This window comes from Roseateles sp. GW821-FHT09G09 (assembly GCF_059415965.1).
On record NZ_JBWKOG010000008.1, the window covers coordinates 188658 to 204099 of the forward strand.

General features: G+C 70.1%; 13 protein-coding genes. 3 read left to right on the forward strand and 10 right to left on the reverse strand.

Going from position 1 to position 15442, the window contains the following annotated elements; translation table 11 throughout:
• Nucleotides 1-222 precede the first annotated feature (222 nt).
• Nucleotides 223-1287, forward strand: a complete 1065-nt coding sequence (locus AC07O8_RS21835; protein WP_495050031.1) for a glycosyltransferase — start codon at nucleotides 223-225, stop codon at nucleotides 1285-1287.
• A gap of 127 nt (nucleotides 1288-1414) precedes the next feature.
• On the forward strand, nucleotides 1415-2569 hold the full coding sequence (locus AC07O8_RS21840) for a glycosyltransferase (RefSeq protein WP_495050032.1): 1155 nt from the start codon (nucleotides 1415-1417) through the stop codon (nucleotides 2567-2569).
• Here AC07O8_RS21840 and kdsA read toward each other — a convergent pair.
• On the reverse strand, nucleotides 2517-3356 hold the full coding sequence (kdsA, locus tag AC07O8_RS21845) for a 3-deoxy-8-phosphooctulonate synthase (RefSeq protein WP_495050033.1): 840 nt from the start codon (nucleotides 3354-3356) through the stop codon (nucleotides 2517-2519). The genes AC07O8_RS21840 and kdsA overlap by 53 nt on opposite strands.
• 221 nt (nucleotides 3357-3577) lie before the next feature.
• Between kdsA and AC07O8_RS21850 the strand changes: the two genes are divergently transcribed.
• Nucleotides 3578-4543, forward strand: a complete 966-nt coding sequence (locus tag AC07O8_RS21850) for an O-fucosyltransferase family protein (protein WP_495050034.1) — start codon at nucleotides 3578-3580, stop codon at nucleotides 4541-4543.
• On the opposite strand, the gene AC07O8_RS21855 is transcribed toward AC07O8_RS21850, so the two are convergent.
• From AC07O8_RS21855 to AC07O8_RS21895, 9 genes are all read right to left on the reverse strand, one after another.
• Nucleotides 4515-5672 (reverse strand): acyltransferase family protein, encoded by a 1158-nt coding sequence (locus AC07O8_RS21855; RefSeq protein WP_495050035.1) that lies wholly within the window; start codon nucleotides 5670-5672, stop codon nucleotides 4515-4517. The two genes, AC07O8_RS21850 and AC07O8_RS21855, sit on opposite strands and share 29 nt — an antisense overlap.
• A gap of 115 nt (nucleotides 5673-5787) precedes the next feature.
• Nucleotides 5788-6585 carry a glycosyltransferase family 2 protein gene (locus AC07O8_RS21860; RefSeq protein ID WP_495050036.1) on the reverse strand — a complete coding sequence of 266 codons (798 nt, stop codon included), beginning with the start codon at nucleotides 6583-6585 and terminating at the stop codon, nucleotides 5788-5790.
• Nucleotides 6586-6732: 147 nt separating this feature from the next.
• Nucleotides 6733-8085, reverse strand: a complete 1353-nt coding sequence (locus AC07O8_RS21865) for a UDP-glucose dehydrogenase family protein (protein WP_495050037.1) — start codon at nucleotides 8083-8085, stop codon at nucleotides 6733-6735.
• A gap of 52 nt (nucleotides 8086-8137) precedes the next feature.
• Nucleotides 8138-9145 carry an NAD-dependent epimerase gene (locus AC07O8_RS21870; RefSeq protein WP_297527060.1) on the reverse strand — a complete coding sequence of 336 codons (1008 nt, stop codon included), beginning with the start codon at nucleotides 9143-9145 and terminating at the stop codon, nucleotides 8138-8140.
• A gap of 281 nt (nucleotides 9146-9426) precedes the next feature.
• Nucleotides 9427-10449, reverse strand: a complete 1023-nt coding sequence (locus AC07O8_RS21875; RefSeq protein ID WP_495050038.1) for a glycosyltransferase family 2 protein — start codon at nucleotides 10447-10449, stop codon at nucleotides 9427-9429.
• Nucleotides 10450-10572: 123 nt separating this feature from the next.
• Nucleotides 10573-11877: a glycosyltransferase gene (locus AC07O8_RS21880; RefSeq protein WP_495050039.1), complete on the reverse strand. Its 1305-nt coding sequence runs from the start codon at nucleotides 11875-11877 to the stop codon at nucleotides 10573-10575.
• 13 nt (nucleotides 11878-11890) lie between these two features.
• On the reverse strand, nucleotides 11891-12934 hold the full coding sequence (locus AC07O8_RS21885; protein ID WP_495050040.1) for a glycosyltransferase: 1044 nt from the start codon (nucleotides 12932-12934) through the stop codon (nucleotides 11891-11893).
• Nucleotides 12934-13941 carry a polysaccharide pyruvyl transferase family protein gene (locus tag AC07O8_RS21890; protein WP_495050041.1) on the reverse strand — a complete coding sequence of 336 codons (1008 nt, stop codon included), beginning with the start codon at nucleotides 13939-13941 and terminating at the stop codon, nucleotides 12934-12936. The genes AC07O8_RS21885 and AC07O8_RS21890 overlap by 1 nt, the downstream gene beginning before the upstream one ends.
• A complete protein-coding gene (locus tag AC07O8_RS21895; RefSeq protein WP_495050042.1) occupies nucleotides 13938-15437 on the reverse strand; it encodes a lipopolysaccharide biosynthesis protein in 1500 nt (499 codons plus the stop codon). The genes AC07O8_RS21890 and AC07O8_RS21895 overlap by 4 nt, the downstream gene beginning before the upstream one ends.
• Nucleotides 15438-15442 lie beyond the last annotated feature (5 nt).

Here is a 15442-nt window from a genome sequence, read left to right on the forward strand (position 1 = left end):
TTCGCCGAGGCGCACCGGGGCGCCCTATGCCCCGGACGGCGCCCCTTCACCTGAGGGGTGATCGCACCGGAACGGTGAAGTTGTCGCAGGAAATCGCTTCAAACTGCCCCAAAATCGCCGCTTCGTCCAAGAATCGCACCGCCCCAGTGCGACGGGCACGCGGGCCGCACGGTCCGTGACCGCGACCGCGCCTGCCCGGGCGTGACTCGGAGAGCGAGAACGATGACCCTGTACAGCACCATCTGGTGCGACGAGAAGCCCGGCCTGCCGCTGGACATGCACGTCCTGCACCGCGAACGGATCGGCCGCCGAGGCGTCTTCCGCAAGGTCCGCCACCTGGTGGCCGGCGACGCCATCCTGCTCAACGGCGCGCTCGGCGCCCGCGACCTCTGGTTCGACATGCTGCTGGCGATCTACATCCGCTGGTTCCGTCGTGGCGTGGGCATGCTGATCGCGGACGCGACCTGGCACGCGCGTGCGTTGCCCGGCGACAGTCGCGCCGGCGTCCTGTTCCCGGCCTACGCGCTGTTGCACCGCATGCTGCTGCTGCTGAGCCGTGGCCGTCACACGCACTACGGATTCCTGTCGACGGCCGAGGTCGCCCTGGTGGCGCGCGAAGCCGCCCTGCGACCGGGCGTGGCGCACTTCACCGCGTTCTGCTCGCAACTGCCGCTGGAGATCCTGGACGAACTGCGCGGCTTGTGCGCGCAGACCGAGGCCAGCGCAGGGCACCGTCGCCCGCGCATCTTCTCCGGCGGCAACGCGTTGCGCGACTACCCGTCGCTGGTCGAAGCCGCCACCGGCCTGGACGCGGACATCGAGATCGCCACGACCAAGGACCTCGGCCCGCTGCCGCCCAACGTGCGCGCGGCGGGACGCAGCCACCACGACTTCTTCCGCGACATGGCGCGCAGCGACATCGTCGTGCTGCCGATGTGGCACACCGAAGGCCGCAGCGTCGGCCAGCAGACCTACCTGAACGCGCTGGCCCTGGGCAAGCCGCTGATCGTCAGCGACGTCATCGGCGTGCGCGACCACCTGGTCGGCGACCTGCATGCGCTGATCGTGCCGTCGCACGATCCGGCCGCGCTGCGCGAGGCGATGGCGCGGATGCTGGCGCCGGCGCAAGGCACCGCGCGCGCGACGATGGCGCAGAACGGCCTGGCGCTCGCGTCGGAGATGACCTTCGCGCACTACGCCGCGCGCCTGTGCACACTGCTGCGCGAGATCCAGTCGCAGCTGCCGCTGCAGACCGGCCCGACGCCCCGCATCAACGCCTCGGTCTGAGCGCCTCTGCCGGCCTCCGCGACGCCCCCTCAAGCGCGGGGCGTCGGCGATCCGTGGGCCTGGCGACGCCCTCGATGGCCTGGAAGTTGCGAGTCTTCCTTCGGAATTTCCGTGGAGGACGCCGGCGATGGCGCTGTACAGCACGATCTGGTGCGATGAGAAACCGGGGCTGCACCCGGATGTGACCGTCTTGCACCGGGAGCGGGACGGCCGACGCGGTGTCTTCCGCGCCGTGCGCGGACTGAAGGCGGGCGACGCGATCCTGCTGAACGGCGCGCTGGGGGCGCGCGACCTGTGGTTCGACATGCTGCTCGCGATCTACCTGCGCGTCGCGAAACGCGCCGTCGGCGTGCTGATCTCCGACGCGACCTGGCATCCGCGCGCGGTGCCGCTCAACAGCCGCGCGAAACTCGCCTTCCCGCTCTACGCCTGGTTCCTCCGCACGCTGCTGCGGCTGACGCGCGGACCGCACACGCACTACGGGTTCCTGTCGACGGCCGAGGCGGACATCGTCACCGTCGAGGCCGGGCTGCGCCCCGGCGCGGCGCGCTTCACCGCGTTCTGCTCGCAGTTGCCGCTGGCGATGATGCCGGGGCTGCAGGAGCAGATCGCCCGGGAAGGTGCCGGGGTCGACGCGCACGCCCTCGACGCGCCGACGCGATTCTTCGCCGGCGGCAACTCGCTGCGGGACTACGGCACCTTGGCCGCCGCGGCGACCGGCGCGGGCGGCAGGTTCACGGTCGCGACGTCCAACGTCGTGGCCGGCATGCCGCCGCAGGCGCGCGTGGGTCCGCTGAGCGAGCGCGACTTCTTCCTGTCGATGATGCGCAGCGACGTGGTCATCGTGCCGCTGCTGCCGGTCGACGGCCGCAGCGTCGGCCAGCAGACCTACCTGAACGCGCTGGCGTTGGGCAAGCCGCTGATCGTGACCGACACGCTGGGCGTGCGCGACCATTTGATGGCCGACGTGCATGCGCTGGTGGTGCCGCCCGGCGACGCGGCCGCGATGCGCGCGGCCATCGACTGGATGCAGGACCCAGCCCACCGCGAGGCACGCGACGCGATGGCGCGTGCGGGGCAGCAACTGGCCGCGGAAATGACCTTCGCGCACTACGCCGACCGGCTGTGCCGGTGGCTGCGGGAGATCCAGACGGGCGTGGCGGTCATGGCGCCTGCGACGTCCGCGGCGGGCACCGGGGTCGGCGATCTGCCCGCCGTCGCCGCGACCCTCAGTGCGTATCCAGCGCCGGGAAGCCCTTCACCAGATCATCCACCGCCTTGACCTGTTCCAGGAAGGGCTTGAGCTGCGACAGCCGCAGCGCGCTGGGGCCGTCGCAGAGCGCCTTCTCCGGATCCGGATGCGCCTCCAGGAACAGCCCGGCCAGGCCGATGGCCATGCCGGCGCGGGCCAGTTCGGTCACCTGACCGCGGCGGCCGCCGGAGGCGGCGGCGCCGGACTCGCGCTGCTGCAGCGCATGGGTCACGTCGAAGATCACCGGCTTGCCGCCGCTGACCTGCTTCATCACCCCGAAGCCCAGCATGTCGACGACCAGGTTGTCGTAGCCGAACTGCGCGCCGCGGTCGCACAGCATCACGTTCGGGTTGCCGCCTTCCTGGAACTTCTCGACGATGTTCTTCATCTGCGGCGGGCTGACGAACTGCGGCTTCTTGATGTTGATGACCCGGCCCGTCTGGGCCAGCGCGATCACCAGGTCGGTCTGGCGGGCCAGGAAGGCCGGCAGCTGGAGCACCTCGCACACTGACGCCACCTCGGCCGCCTGGTGGGGCTCGTGCACATCGGTGAGCACGGCCACGCCGTGTGCCTTCTTGACCGCCTCGAAGATCTTCAGGCCGGCCTCGAGGCCGGGGCCGCGGTAGCTCTTGATCGACGAGCGGTTGGCCTTGTCGAACGAGGCCTTGAAGACGTAAGGGATGCCGAGCTCCTTCGTCACGCGGACGTACTCGCCGCAGACGTCGACGGCAAACTGTTCCGACTCCAGCACGTTGACGCCGCCGAACAGCACGAAGGGCTTGGCGTTGTCGACTTCGATGTGGTTGATCTTGACCATGTGAATCGCTTCCAGGGGAAGCTGGGAGTATCCCATCGCGACCCGCGACGCGGACACGCGCCCCCCTGAGAGCGGGTCTGGCGTGCCGCTCGCCCGTTTGAGGGGACAGCGGGATGACAACGCTGGCAATCACTGCATCCATGCATATCCTTAACGCCTGTGACCGGGTGTATCGGCGGCGACGCATCGCCGAGACCGGGCGCACGGTCAGGGAGCTCGCCATGAACCAGACGACGACGGCGCCGCGAGGCGTCATCGAGATGGATTTCGCCCCGGGCAACCTCGGGAACAAGATGCTGCAGTACCTCGCGGCCCTGTCGCTGCGCGAGCGTCTGCCGGGATTCGAGCTGTCCAACGTCCGGATCGGCGAATGGCAGATCGACCTGCCCCCGATCCCGCAGCTGACCTGGCACCACCGGCTGCGCTACACGTCCAACCGGTCGGCCGTCCTGGATGTCGACGCCATCGCGGCCCAGGTCGCGCGTCGCGGGACGGATCGGGTGGAGCTCAACTTCTATTCATCCCAGGTCGGCAACCTGCCGCCGGTCGAGGCGGCCCGCGCCCACTTCCCCCTGCTGACGCAGGCCGAGGGCTATGGCGCGGACGTGCTGCTGATCAATGTGCGTGCGGGAGAGATCCTGCAGGCGGTGCATCCCGAATACACGGTGCTGCCGGTGTCCTTCTATCGCCAGCTGGTCGCGGAGAACGGGCTGCGGCCCGTGTTCCTCGGACAGCTCGACGACAGCCGCTACGTGCGCAGCCTGCGCGAGGCCTTCCCCGGCGCCGAGTTCGTGGCCAGCCGCGGCGCGGTGCACGACTTCTCGGTCATCGCCAAATCGCGCCACATCGTGATGGCGGTCAGCACCTTTTCATGGCTGGCGGGCTGGCTGTCGCGCGCGGAGCGCGTCGTCATGCCGCTGTCGGGCTTCATGAACCCCTTGCAGTACGCCAACGTCGACCTGATGCCCGCGGGCGACCCGCGCTTCACCTACTACCTGTTCCCCGAGAACCGCGCCGTGGTCGACGCGGACATCGAGATCGCCCATCGGGCGCTCGAGGGCCGCTGGCGCGAGGTCGGCCACGCCGAGGTCCATGCGAACCGGCCGCGGCCGGCGCCGATCCAGCCGCAGACCTTCGCGGACAAGCTGCGCTGGCGTGTCAGGGATGCGCTGCGGCGGGTGCGGTGAGCGCCGGTCGACCGGCGACCAGCCGCTTGCCCAGCCGGATGCCGGGCGTCTCGACGAACCGGTAGATCGCCGCGCAGCACAGCAGCGTGGGCGGCAGGCTCAGCGCGATGCAGGCCAGGAAGCGCAGCACGCCCTTGAGTTCCAGGTACCAGGGCTGCAGCGTCAGCAGGCCCGCGACCGGGATCAGCCACAGCAGGTGGATCAGGTAGAGGCAGTACGCGTATTCGCCGGCTTGGCTGGCCAGCGGCGTGGACAGCGCGGCGCGCACGCGCGCGAGCGACCGCGACTGCGCCGGTCCGGCGACCAGCAGGCCGAAGCCGATCACGAGCAGCGCGAAGCAGGCCCCATGCACGCCGCCCTGGCGCCAGGCCTCGAAGAGGACGATGCCCGCGATCAAGGCCGCCGACACCGGCGAGAAGCCGCCGCGACGCCCGTAGGCCAGCAGCACGCCGATCAGGAAGACCTGCAACTTGAGGCCGAGGAAGGCCGGCATCTCGAAGCGCGCGCCGTAGCCGCGGAACAGCCACCAGGCGGCGAAGGCCAGCGCGACGGCCGACGCCAGACGGACTGCGCGGCCGCGCACGCCGATCAGCAGCATCAGGAAGGGGAAGACCGCGTAGAACTGCATCTCCAGGCCGATCGACCAGTCCGGCAGCGGCGTGCGGAACGCGTAGGCCGGCAAGGCGCCGAACACGAAGCTCGCATGCGCGGCGATGTTGGCGAGCGAGGCGTCGGTGTAGCGTTCGATGGGCGTCGTCGTGCCGGGGAACGGCCCGGCGATCAGCGTGCGGCATTCGCCGAGCCACGGACCGATCAGCAGCGCGACGATCAGCAACAGGTAATACGCCGGCGCGATCCGGAAGAAGCGCCGCAGCCAGAAGGCCCGCCAGGTGGCCGGCGCCGACCAGGGCTCGCGATCGCGGCGATGCAGGTAATGGTGGGCCATCAGGAAGCCCGAGATCATCATGAACAGGTCGACCGCCATGTCGCCCCAGGACAGCACCGGCAGGATGCGCATCCCGGTCAGCAAGGCCACGTGCGACAGATAGACCCACAGCGCCGCCAGCGCACGCAGTCCGTCCAGGGATCCGACATGGTGATCCGCGCCACCGCCGGTTGTTGTACTCATTACCGCTCCTCCGCCAAAGCGGAAGGGGCCAGCAACGCGCGCTCCCGGACTCGTTACTGGATCCTTCCCAGGTAACGGCGCGTCATCCGTGCATCAACGGCTCATCGCCGGACCGTCACTGCGAGGTCACGGTGCCCAGCAGGCGGCGCAACCTGCCCTTGGCGCGGCTGATCAGCGAGCGCGGCGCCTCGGGCACTGCCACATGGCGCGGGCCCGGCAGGCTGCCGTCGGCATTGCGGTCCAGGACGACCGGCCGCAGGTCGGCGAACCAGCCCATCACTTCCTCACGCGACACGTTCATGCCCTTGGCGTTCTTGAAGCCGCTGCCGCTCTTGCCGCCGAAGTGGTGGAGGTACTGCTCGTGCTCGGCGAAGCCGCGGACCGGGAAGCCGGCGCCCAGCACCAGGGCCTGCATCTTGGTCACGGCCCACCACCACTGGTGACCCTCGTCCAGCTTGAAGCGCCGGTAGAGATCGGCGTCGATCAGCAGGCAGTAGCCGTCCACGCGATCGGGGTCCGGCGCCACGCCGTAGGCCGTGATGCCGCGCTGGTGCTCGTCGAGCAGATGCCGCAGCCAATCGGGGTCGTGGGCCTCGATGTCGCTGTTGAGCAGCAGGTAATGCGTGGCCGCGGGATCGGCCATCTCGGACGCGAGGTTGTTGCCTTCGGCGAACAAAGAGTTGCGATCAAGCAGCCGCAGCTTGTCGATCAGCCCCTCTTCATGCAGACGCTGCACCAGCGCCTGCGTCTCGGGCTGGGAGTCGTTGTCGAGCACGACCAGCTCGTAGCGCACTCCCCGGGTGCGTTCGCGCACGCTGCGCACCGAGATCTCGACGTATTCCGGTGCGTTGTAGGTCAGCATCAGGATGCTGACGAATTCCTCGTTCGACTCCAGGCTCGCTGTACGGCTCATCTCGCGGACTCCCAGGCAGGGTGGATGCGCCTGGGCGACGCTCAGGCGTGCCTGGGGGTCAGCAATCTGCACGCCAGGGACACGCCCCTCGTGGCTTCAAACGTGGGGGTCACCGGCCCTGCAGCATTTGTCGCAGGGATGCGTGGTTCAAACGGGCGGGGTGTCCGTCGGCGCCGTCGTGCCGCGACCGATCGCGTGGTGCTCGATGCCCAGCGTCTTCATCAGCGCGGGCTCGTACAGGTTGCGACCGTCGAAGACCACCGGCTGCTTGAGCTCGGCCTTGATGCGGTCGAAGTCCGGCGTGCGGAATTCCTTCCACTCGGTGATGAGGATCAGCGCGTCGGAGTCCTGCAGCGCATGGTCCGCGCGTTCGCAGAAGCTCACGCCCGGCACCTGGCTCAGCAGCTTGGCCGCCTCGCTCATCGCCACCGGATCGTAGGCCGCCACGGCCGCGCCGCGCCGCGTCAGTTCCTCGATCACCACCAGCGCCGGTGCCTCGCGCATGTCGTCGGTGTTGGGCTTGAAGGCCAGGCCCCACAGCGCGAAGCGCCGGCCGGACAGGTCCTCGCCGAAGCGGCGCACGACCTTGTCGACCAGCACGCGCTTCTGGTGCTCGTTGGCGTCCTCGACGGCGTTCAGCACCTTCAGGTCCTGGCCGTACTCGCGCCCGGTGCGCACCAGCGCCTTCACGTCCTTGGGGAAACACGAGCCGCCGTAACCGGCGCCCGCGTACAGGAACTGGTAGCCGATGCGCGGGTCGGAGCCGATGCCGCGGCGCACCAGCTCGATGTCGGCGCCGACCTTCTCGGCCAGCAGCGCCAGCTCGTTCATGAAGCTGATGCGCGTGGCCAGCATCGCGTTGGCGGCGTACTTGGTGAACTCGGCGCTGCGCACGTCCATCACCATCAACCGGTCGTGGCTGCGCGTGAACGGCGCGTACAGGGCACGCATCATCAGCGTGGCCTGCTCGTCGTCGGAGCCGACGACGATGCGGTCAGGCTTCATGAAGTCCTCGATCGCCGCGCCTTCCTTCAGGAACTCGGGATTGGAGACGACCGAGAAGTTCACGTCGGCGCCGCGCGCCTGCAGGGCCGCGCGGATCTCGGCGCGGACCTTGTCGGCGGTGCCCACCGGCACGGTGCTCTTGTCGACGATGACCTTGTAGTCGGTCATGCGCTCGCCGATCGAGCGCGCCGCCGCCAGCACGTACTGCAGGTCGGCCGAACCGTCCTCGCCGGGCGGCGTGCCGACCGCGATGAACAGCACGGTGCCGTGGTTCACGGCCAGGTCCACGTCGGTGGTGAACTGCAGCCGGCCCGCCGCCGCGTTGCGCGCGACGATCGCGTCCAGGCCCGGTTCATGGATGGGGATGCCGCCATCGTTCAGGACCTGGATCTTCTCGGCGTTCACGTCCAGGCAGACCACGTGATTGCCCATCTCGGCCAGGCACGCGCCTGTCACCAGGCCCACGTAGCCGGTGCCGATCGTCGTCACTTTCATCTTGCGTCTCTCTTGAAGGTGTCCAGCTCAGCGCAGTCCGCCGGGATGGCGTTCAGGCCTTGTAGTAATCGCGGTACCACGCGACGAAGCGGCGGATGCCCTCCGGCACCGGCATCGCCGGACGGAAGCCCGTCCAGGCGGCGAGTTCCTCGACGTCCGCGTGCGTGGCCGGCACGTCGCCGTCCTGCAGCGGCAGGAACTCCTTGACCGCCTCGCGGCCGACGGCCTGCTCGATCGCGCCGATGAAGTCCATCAGCGGGATCGGGGCGTGGTTGCCGATGTTGAAGACGCGGTACGGCGCGTTGGAGCGCGCCGGATCGGCCGACACCGGGTCATACGCCGGATCGGCGGTGGCGGTGCGGTCCAGCACGCGCACCACGCCTTCGGCGATGTCGTCGATGTAGGTGAAGTCGCGGATCATCTTCCCGTGGTTGAAGACCTTGATCGGCTCGCCCGCGAGGATCGCCTTCGTGAACAGGAACAGCGCCATGTCCGGCCGGCCCCAGGGGCCGTACACGGTGAAGAAGCGCAGTCCCGTCGTCGGCAGGTTGAACAGGTGGCTGTAGGTGTGGGCCATCAGCTCGTTGGCCTTCTTCGTCGCGGCATACAGGCTGACCGGGTGGTCCACGCCGTGGTGCTCGCTGAAGGGCATGTGCGTGTTGCCGCCGTAGACGCTGGAGCTGGACGCGTAGGCGAGGTGTTTCACCTCCGCATGGCGGCAGCCTTCGAGGATGTTGGTGAAGCCGACGATGTTGGATTCGATGTACGCATGCGGGTTGACCAGCGAGTAGCGCACGCCGGCCTGCGCGGCCAGGTGCACGACGCGGTCGAACTTCTGCTTGGCGAACAGCTCGGCGATGCCGGCCCGGTCGGCGACGTCCATCTGCACGAACTCGAAGCCGGGCTGGCCGCTCAGGCGCGCCAGGCGGGCGTGCTTGAGGGTCGGGTCGTAGTAGTCGTTGAGGTTGTCCAGGCCGACCACCTGATCACCGCGCGCCAGCAGGATCTGGCTGACATGCATGCCGATGAAGCCGGCGGCTCCGGTCACGAGAACTTTCAAGCGCACTCCTGCAGTCTGGGTCGAACCGGCGCGCCACGCGGCGCCTGGTTCCGACGAGTTCCGGGGTGGAACGGCGCCGATTCTCCACCACCCCGGCCCGTGCACCGCGCCGGAGCCCCCGCTCGTTCAGGGGCCTGACGGCGCGCGGCGCAGGGCGCTGTATACCTCGTGCGCATGACAGGGGCCTGGTTCCCCGCCTTCGCGCCACGCAGGCACACCCGGGCACACCCAGGCACACACGGGAGCACACGGCCAGGCATGGCCGCGCGGCCCCGCCCGCCTCAGGGGAACAGGCTGCGCTTCAGCCTTGCCAGCCCGTCGTAGCAGCCGCGCGGCAGGTGGCTCAGCACCTGCAGCCGGCGCTTCTCGCCGCGGTGGACGGTGGTGCGGATCTCCGCCAGCAGGCGCCGGCCGACGTCGGCATCGCCCCAGCGGATCTGGTGGCGCGCATGCAGCAGGCGGAAGAAGTTCATGAACTCCTCGGCTTCGCGGCGCTCCTCGACACGCTCGGGATGCGCGCGGAGCCAGCCTTCGATCGTGTCGAAGAAGGCATAGCGCGCGGGCGGCGCATGCGTGTTCAGCGCGCGGTTGGCGGCGTCGACGAAATACTGCGCGCCCGGTCGCGGATCGAAGTAGACCCCGCCCCGGAACAGCAGCCGGAGCCAGGTGTCGATGTCCTCGCCCAGCCGCACGCCGACCGGGAACCCGCCGGCCGCCAGCAACGCCTCGCGGCGCACGACCACCGACGACGACGACAGCGGCGGCGCATGCCGCCCGATGCGGAAGTAGGCCAGCGGATCCAGCAACTGCGCCGGCGCGGCCGCCGGGTCCACGCCCAGCGCGCGGCCGCCGCCCGGCGAGACGATCTCGTAGTTCAGCGCCACGCCGGCAGCCTCAGGATGCCCGGCCGCCAGCGCCATCACGTCGGTCAGGAAGCTGGGTGTCCAGGCGTCGTCGGCATCGAGGAAGGCGACCCACGGCGCGCGGCTCAGCGCGACGCCGCGGTTGCGCGCGGCGGACACGCCGCCGTTGGGCTGGCGTTCCAGCCGCAGGCGCGGATCGGCGTAAGCCGCGACGACCGCCGCGCCGCCGTCGCTGGAGCCGTCGTCCACGACCACCAGCTCGAGGTCGGACCAGCTCTGCGTCAGCACCGACTCGATCGCGCGACCGACGTGGTGCTTCTTGTTGAAGAGCGGGACCACCACGCTGACGGCCGGCACTGCGCCCGTCGGCTCCGGGAACGGCTGCGGCGCGACGACGGTGTCGCGTCCTGCCGGGGCCGGCGCGGGGGTCACTGCGTTCACGGGAAACCTCCGACAGCGCCTGGCCGGGTGCGGCTGCGGCGCGCGATGCGCCGCCATCTTCATGGCGTCTTCACGCGCATAGTAGATCGCACCGCATCGCACCACGTCAGGGCGCGGAGTCCCTCAACCGGGGGGTTCTTGAACCGGTTTGAGGCGATCCGCCCTGGCGGCGTGAGCCTGTTCGGAAGGCGCCCGCGGCGCCTCCAGCGTCCGGGCGACCTCATCGGCAAAGTGCGCGAACGAGAACCGGTCGGCCGCGCCGCGCGCCGCCGCCAGGCCGGCCTCGACGCAGTCGGCCGGCGCGGCCAGCAGCGCGAGGCAGCGGGCGGCGAAGGCCTCGGCGTCGGCGCCCTCGTGCAGGCCGCCCAGGCCCTCGAAGCCCTTGAGCGCGTGCGGCGTGCCCACGCAGCAGCGGCCGTAGACCAGCGCCTCGATCACCTTGATGTTGGTGCCGCCGCCCTGGAACACCGGCGCCACCGCGAACAGCGCGGACGCGTAATACGGCGGCAGCTCCGGCACGCGGCCGTGCAGCACGACGCCGGGCACCTGGCGCCAGCGCGCGGCGGCGTCCTCGTCCTTGAGCTTGCCCACCAGGTTCAGGCGCGCCTGCGGGAAGCGCTCGACCACGCGCGGCCAGACCTGCGTGACGAACCAGTCGAAGCCCAGCAGGTTGGGCCGGTAGTCGAAGGCGGCGACGCCGATGACGTTCAGCGTTCCGCTGCCGTCACCGATGCTGCCCCCCTCGTACGGCAGCGGCGCGGCCGGCCGCGGGTAGTTCGCGAACGGGATGTTCGGCAGCACGCCGAGCTCGGCCCGGTCGAGCCGGCCGGCGTCGCGCGCCTTGGCGACCCAGCCGCCGGCCAGCCGGCGCGCCAGCTGGCGCTGCCGCGTCGCGTAGCTGTCGGCGATCTGCCGGTAGTAGGCCTTCAGCAGGCGGCTGCCGGCCTCGTCGGCGCGGCTCTGCCAGACCTCGGACTCGAGGTCGTCGAAATCCAGCCAGGTCGGCAGCTCGTCGATCACGCCGCTCTGCACGACCGTCCACAGGTAACGCCCCACGGCCAGGTCGTAGCCGCCGGCGCGCACCAGCGCGCGCAGTTCGCGGGCCAGCGAGCCGCTGCGGTACAGCGTGTCGCGGCTGCCCAGCAGCCAGCGCGTCAGGCGCAACACGTTCACGCCGATGCGGCCGTAGCCGAAGTGCAGGCGGCGCAAGGTCAGCAGCCCCGGATCCGGCCGCAGCACGGCCTTCAGTCCGAAGTCCTCGCGCAGCGCGCGCAGCGTGTCGCCGGGGATCTCGTTGGCGGTGATCAGCACCAGGTCGACCTCGCCCAGCCGCTTCAGCGCCTGGTACAGCAGGAAGCTGCGCTGCGCGCCGCCGGAGTCGGCCGGCCACGGCGGCACCGGCGCCACGAACAGGATCTTGCGGGTCATGACGCGGCGGTCCTCATTCGAAGCGGGTCTTCAGTCCGAGGAAGGTCTTCTCCGCCGACCCGCCGTAGGAGCCCATGCCCAGGTAGTAGCCCAGGTCGGCCAGGTCGGAGATCCAGCGCAGGTCGCCGCGCCGGCGCGCGGTGCGATAGGCCAGGAAGCGGCGCAGCCCCCGCCGGTAGCAGCGCCAGCGCGACAGGCCGAGGTCGGACGGCACGTCGCCGTCGACGATCAGGTAGTTGTCGGTCGGGCGGCGCGCCTTCAGGTGGGCGGTCGTCGCGCCGGCGAGGAAGTAGTACTCGTAGATGTAGGCCGCCGTCTGGCGGCCCGGCGGGATCAGGTGGTGCACCCGCGAGCCCGGCACCCACCAGCCGGTCGCGCCGGCCTTCATCATGCGGTAGAGCGCGTCGACCTCCTCGCCCAGGCGCTTGTGCGTCGGCGAGACGCCCAGCTCCGGGTCGTACAACGCCTGGCGCTGCTCGGCGGTCCGGACCGCGAAGTTGGCGCCGTAAGGCACGCGGTTGCCGGTGAAGCTCAGCGCCAGTTCCTCGTCGCCGAGGTCGCGATAGGCCATGGGGCTGGCGATCGGGTACTTCAGGTGCTCGTCGATGAACCATTGCGGCGCGCCGCCGCCCTCGAGCCGCGGCAGCACGCGGCCGCCGAAGACGGCCGCCTCGGGATGCCGGCGGAAGGCCTCGACATAGGCGGCCAGCCAGCGGCGGTCCATGCGCACGTCGTCGTCGGTCCAGCAGAGGTAGGCGCCGCGCGCCGCGCGAACGCCCTGGTTGCGCGCGTTGGACAGGCCCGGCGTGTCCTCGCGGGCGTAGCGCACCGGCAGCCGGTCGGCGAAGCCGCGGATCACCGCCTCGGTGTCGTCGCTGCTGCCGTTGTCGACGACCAGCAGCTCCCAGCGCAGCCCGTCGGGAACCTCGAGCTGGGTGGCCGAGTCGAGCACCTCCGCCAGCTGCCGCGCGCGGTTGCGGGTGCAGATGACGACGCTGACGTCGAGGTCGGTGGGCGTCATGCCCGTGGGCGTCATGCCGGTAGGCGTCGGGCTCATCACAAACCCCATGCCTTGAGGTGGGCCAGCACGTCGTCGGAGGTCCTGGCGCGGCGCACCTTCGGATAGACGCCGGTCCAGGCGGCCATGTAGCCGGCGATCTTGCCGTAGCTGTTGTCCAGCACCACGTGCGGGATGTCCATCATCGTGGACAGGATGTGGGCATGCAGCCGGTCCGTCACGACGACGCGGCCCGAGGCCAGCATCTTGAGCCCGCGCCGCACGCGACCCTGCGCCAGGCGGTTGTAGAGGTCCAGCGTGCCCTGCGGCGACGCCAGCCCGCCCTTGCCGGCCATCGCGATGCGGCTGCGCCAGGTGCACAGGCGGTGGAAGCGCTGCGGCTCGGTGACCCAGTCCGCGGCGACCGCGTCCGGGCGGCGCAGCAGCGGCTCGCGGTCGTAGTCGGCCCGTTCGGTGTCCTCGCGCAGCAGCATGAAGATCGCCGAGCTCGGCGACACCGGCTTCTCGATCGGGCCGATGCCGAAGGCCATGTCGGGCAGCAGCTCGACCGGGCAGACGAAATGCTCGCGGGCGAAATTCAGGCTGGGCTGGTCGCGCACCAGCAGCGTGAAGCGGCCGTGTTTCGCGATCGCCTGCGCGGTGGCGGCCACCGCCTCCGGCGCGCTGAAGCTGATGGACTGCGGCAGCTGGACGATGTCGCGGTCCGGGAAGTCCGTCATCAGCCGGATGCGGAAGTCCTGGTGCTTCGGATAGATGTCGCCGAAGTTGCCGCCGCCGTGGATGAAGATCGGGCCGGTCGGCGCGGCGCGGCGCAGCGCCTCCTTGGAGTAGCTCTCGACGGTGCTGACGTAGCTCGGCGCGCCGCCCAGCAGGCGCTTGAACAGCGCGATCTCGCCCAGCCAGATGGCGCTGTCGCCGACGTTGTAGTGGTCGGGGAAATCCACCAGCGCGAAGTCCTGGCCCGTCCTGACGAAGCGCGACAGCGCCTGCGCCGAGCGCGCGGCCTGGTCCTCGATCAAACGCCTGTAGTCGGTCGTGTCCGTCACGTCGCTTCCCTTCCGATCGGAATCAATTTGCCCAGCTTGCCGGCAGCCTTGCCGGCGAGTTCGATGAAATCCTGCTCCGCGCCGGCGGGCTTGCCCGCCAGGCCCCAGAGCGCGAAATGCAGGGCGAGGTAGGTCGCCCCGCCTGCCAGCCCCAATCCGGCCAGCCAGCCGGCGCGCTCGAGGGCGCCGCCGTAGACCGGCCAGTGGTGCACGGTCGCGGTCAAGGCGCTCCACATCACGGCCACGCTCAGCAGCGACCGCCAGCTGTTGAACAGCTGCTGGCGGATGGTCAGGCCGATCAGGCGCCGCACCAGCGTCGCGTTGATGAACACGCCCAGCGTGCCCGACACCATGCGGCCGAAGACGATGCCGACCATGCCGGCCCACCACATGCCCACCAGGATGATGGGCACGCGCAGGCAGAAGCCGAAGACGTCGCGGCCGAACATCATGCGCGTCTTGCCCTTGGCCATCGCCAGCGGATGCACGGCCGAGCTGATGGTCTGCACCGCGAAGACGCAGGACAGCACCTGCACGATGAGCACGGCCTCCAGCCACTTCGGCCCGAGCACCAGCTCGACCAGCGGCCGCGCCAGCGCGCCCACGCCGAAGCCCACCGGCAACGCGATCATCGTGATCAGCGCCTGCGCCCGCGCATAGGTGCGCCGCAGCCGCTCGGGATCGTCGGTGACCTGGCGCAGGCCGGGGAACAGGGCCTGCTCCAGCGGACCGATGGTCTCGCGCGTCGGCAGTCCGGCGAGGTTGTCGCCGACGGTGTAGATGCCCAGCGCCTTCGGGCTGATGAAAGTGCCGATCAGCAGGTGGTCCAGCTTCCAGTTGATCGTGTTGAGGATGTAGCTCAGCGTGACCCAGGCGGAGAACGACCACAGCTCGCGCACCTTGGACAGCGAGGGACGCGGCCGGAACGGCACGACGCAGTAGGACACGATCAGCCCCGCGATCTGCGTGGCCAGCGTGCCGGCCACCAACGCCCAGTAGCTGCGGAAGACCAGCGCCATGCCGACGCCGACCAGGAAGCCGGCCAGCTTCTGCGTGACCAGCACGGCGAATTCCTGCCAGAACTCCAGGCGCCGCGTGAGCACCACCTGCTTGGGGTTGTTCAGTCCGGCCAGTGCCATCGAGCCCGACAGCAGCAGCAGCACCGGCAGCAGGCGCGGGTCCTTGTAGAAGTCGGCGACGAAGGGCGACGCGATGCCCAGCACCGAGGCCAGCAGCAGCGCGCGCAGCGCGTTCATCGTCCACGCGCTGTTGAAGTGGTCGTCGGTCGGCGCCTGGTGGTGGATCAGCGCGGCGGACAGCGACATCTCCGTCACCGACTGCAGCAGCGCGATCAGCGTCATCGCGATGGCCACCAGCCCGAAGTCCTCGGGCGTGAGCAGCCGGGCCAGCACCAGCGTGCTGATCAGCCCCAGCACGTTGACGAGGATCTTGGCGCCGCTGAGCCACAGCACGCCGCGGGCGAGCTTTTCCTTCATGCGCG

Bases quoted from the DNA above. Each gene is read 5' to 3' on its own strand.
- AC07O8_RS21835 (WP_495050031.1), top strand. From the start codon at position 223: ATGACCCTGTACAGCACCATCTGGTGCGACGAGAAGCCCGGCCTGCCG.
- AC07O8_RS21840 (WP_495050032.1), top strand. From the start codon at position 1,415: ATGGCGCTGTACAGCACGATCTGGTGCGATGAGAAACCGGGGCTGCAC.
- AC07O8_RS21855 (WP_495050035.1), bottom strand. From the start codon at position 5,672: ATGAGTACAACAACCGGCGGTGGCGCGGATCACCATGTCGGATCCCTG.
- AC07O8_RS21895 (WP_495050042.1), bottom strand. From the start codon at position 15,437: ATGAAGGAAAAGCTCGCCCGCGGCGTGCTGTGGCTCAGCGGCGCCAAG.
- AC07O8_RS21885 (WP_495050040.1), bottom strand. From the start codon at position 12,934: ATGAGCCCGACGCCTACCGGCATGACGCCCACGGGCATGACGCCCACC.
- AC07O8_RS21850 (WP_495050034.1), top strand. From the start codon at position 3,578: ATGAACCAGACGACGACGGCGCCGCGAGGCGTCATCGAGATGGATTTC.
- AC07O8_RS21880 (WP_495050039.1), bottom strand. From the start codon at position 11,877: ATGACCCGCAAGATCCTGTTCGTGGCGCCGGTGCCGCCGTGGCCGGCC.
- AC07O8_RS21865 (WP_495050037.1), bottom strand. From the start codon at position 8,085: ATGAAAGTGACGACGATCGGCACCGGCTACGTGGGCCTGGTGACAGGC.
- AC07O8_RS21860 (WP_495050036.1), bottom strand. From the start codon at position 6,585: ATGAGCCGTACAGCGAGCCTGGAGTCGAACGAGGAATTCGTCAGCATC.
- kdsA (WP_495050033.1), bottom strand. From the start codon at position 3,356: ATGGTCAAGATCAACCACATCGAAGTCGACAACGCCAAGCCCTTCGTG.